Source organism: Thermostichus sp. MS-CIW-37, assembly GCF_054060065.1.
In genome coordinates this window covers 1-2,759 of record NZ_JBSSCV010000060.1, presented here as the reverse complement: position 1 = coordinate 2,759, position 2,759 = coordinate 1, and the positions used below count along the sequence as shown (strand labels likewise).

The window sequence follows — 2,759 nt, the reverse complement described above, 5'->3', positions numbered from 1 at the left end:
TCTAGCACCCTAGACAACTCAAGGTTACAGACCGGATAGTCCTTGAGGTGCTCTGGCAATGTCCAATTCACAGCAGGGTCTGGAATATGCTCAACGGGCTTGACATTGCCTCGCCAGGCCACTCCCATAATTTGCATGGTCTGGTAAATCATCGTGTTCCAGCCCCTGTCTCTCAAGTAATTCAAACCTTCAGCCACATCCGGCGAGGCTAGATCATGAAACAGAATCAAGGCATCCTCAGCAGCATAGCGCTCTGCCACTTGAGCATCCTGCAAGGGGGCTGGTGAGTCATGATTCCCATCGATGAAAATCAGAGACCAGTGACAATCCTCTTGCTGGGCAATCTCCTCCACCTTCCCTGGGCTATAGCCAGGGTAGAGATTGACATTAGAGCGAACTCCAGCCGAGCGAAGAGATTGATCCACACTTCCATAAATCTGGGGATCGGCCAGAGCAGGATCTACCACATCGAGAATAACTCCTCCTGCCGCCAGGTGCGCAGTTGACCAACCTAGCCAACAGCCGATCTCCAAAGCGTTTTTTCCTTGTAGCTTAAGGGCAGTGTTATAAAGAATGTGGGCTTCATCTCGACTGACAAAGCCAATACCAGGCTGGCGTTGATCTGCGTACCAAAGATGTGGAACTTCTCTCCTCACATGAGGCCAAGGGTGAGATTGTGGATCGATAGCAGCTAGAAAGGGAAAGCATGGGTCAAGGTTTACTCTTTTTTGATTTGCCGAGACGTAGTCGTATCTCTTGACTGAGGTAAGTTTCTCAATGGGGTAACTCAGGTATGTTTCAACTCTAAAACCCTCGGTTGTAGGTACAATGTGAGTTGGCTTTTCCTTAGTCTGGCCTGAAATATGTACAATGCCTAGAGGAGTGTGAGGTGAGGAAGGATCCACCCAAAGCCTCCTCCGAGGATCCCATAGAAGTTCCTGGTAATTAGCTAGCCAGTTACAACTCAAGGGCAAGAGTTCAACTCTATCCAGACCTAAGTCCTTGTAAATAGCTACGTTTAAAGCAAATTGATCTGTGAGGATGTCAAGGCAGTTATAAATGGCTTGACTCAGTCTTCTGCTCCACGCTGACTAGTGAGGAGATCGCCCAGTCCCAGAAAACACACCGGCATTCAGCAAAGGCTCTATCTCTAAACCAGCAAAATCCGTGTAGTGAAAGTAGCGACTATATTGCAAAGCTATCCAAGCGTGTCTCACGGATCTGGTGCTGTGTTTAGCAAATAACTCCGGGACTATTGCAAAGCCCTTTCTTTTTGCTCCCAAAGCAAGAAGATAAATTGCAGACCAGTCTTGCACCCAAGCATCTGCATCAATCCAAATATAAACTTCATAGCCTGGAAAGTATTCAGGAAGGAAAGGCCTACAAACTAGTGCCTTGAGATACTTGGGTTGTCTATCAATGTCGGGAATATCATAGTCCCAATCTGGCTCAACAATGTGGTCAACGTACTGACCTATCCATTGCAACTGCTCCGGTGTACAGCCTACATCCAAGAATCCAATATCTACAGAGTGCCCCTGAGGTTTTTCTCGGATGGAGAGAATGGTCCCCTGAACCAATTCAAAAAACTTGCTGTCAGCAGCCGTAACGATAATGGTTGAGTTCATAACCTTAAGTCTCTCCTCCAAGGCTTGAATTGTTGTCGACAAAGCAAGCCCTGCTTAGATAGCAAAGGACTCCTCTTTGGCCTGCTACAATTTCTCCCTGCCAGAGGAGATGGGTAGGGTCCAACATCTGGTCAATCCGCTTGCGGTCTTGCTCAGAGGTAAACTCCACGTAAATCACCTTGATGTCCCTAAGCTGCGGCTGCAGGTTAGCCAATACCTCCACCTCATCCCCACCCGTAGCTACCCTGAGCACATCGATGGACTCCAAACCCAACTCCTTCAAAGCTTCCCTGGCTTCTCGGAAAGGGAGCAGCTGCTCCACTCCCCACTCGGCCTGAGGATCCTCCGGCCAGAGCCGACAAGTTCTGCAACTATCCTGCCCCGCTAGCCCCACCGGATGCACAAAGCAGTTGCCCAGGCCAAGAGCATTTTGCTGCAGCAGGTGTAGAGCTAACGAATGCACAAAGCAGTTGCGCAAGCTGAGAATATTCTGCTGCAGCAGGTGTAGAGCTAACGAATGCACAAAGCAGTTGCTCAGGCCAAGAGCATTCTGCTGCAGCAGGTGCAAGGCCGAGGGATCCACCTCAAAACAATGAATGGCCGCCTCAGGGCAGAAACCCCGAAAACAAACGCTACCAAGGCCTACCCCAGCTCCGATGTCGATAACCGTCTGCACCTGACTAGACAGAAACACAGGAAAGTTAAGATACGTCCTCTCGTAAAAAACGGTGTCTGGGTAGAGCTTTACCGAAAGCCTGAGTTTGCCAAAGTCAAAGCCAGTCGACACTGCTTCCATTAACTTACTGGCATTGGCCAAAAGAAGTTGGTGGTCCTCTGCCAAGACAAAAGCAAAGTTAGCCCTCACAGACCGCCCCAGCCGCTGCAAGTCTCCCACCGTGCACACCACCGCATCAAAGCTGGGCCAACTGCTCGGCTCCCCCCTCACCTCATGAACTCGCTCGGGCACTCCCTTCTGCTGCAGCAGGGCACAGGGATCCCCAAACCCCTCTTCCACATACAGCTCCAGCCGCGGCAGGTCCAGCAAGTCTGCTGCTATCACTTCCGGACAACCTTGGCTAACCAGCACCTGCAGCCGCTCTTGCACTCGATGCAGCTCTTGGATGGGCTCGT

The 2,759-nt window shown here is 50.6% G+C and carries 2 protein-coding genes and 1 pseudogene; all 3 read right to left on the bottom strand.

Annotated features, from left to right (window positions below; translation table 11 throughout):
- The coding region (locus ACVWYZ_RS14240) for a class I SAM-dependent methyltransferase (protein ID WP_457467422.1) at positions 1–905 on the bottom strand (905 nt) is incomplete at its 3' end.
- Positions 906–1,091: 186 nt separating this feature from the next.
- Positions 1,092–1,628 carry a hypothetical protein gene (locus ACVWYZ_RS14235; RefSeq protein ID WP_457467421.1) on the bottom strand — a complete coding sequence of 179 codons (537 nt, stop codon included), beginning with the start codon at positions 1,626–1,628 and terminating at the stop codon, positions 1,092–1,094.
- 4 nt (positions 1,629–1,632) lie between these two features.
- Positions 1,633–2,759: pseudogene (locus tag ACVWYZ_RS14230) on the bottom strand (hypothetical protein); the annotation flags it as partial.

Coding starts and splice junctions, on each gene's coding strand:
- ACVWYZ_RS14235 (WP_457467421.1), bottom strand. CDS start 1,628: ATGAACTCAACCATTATCGTTACGGCTGCTGACAGCAAGTTTTTTGAA.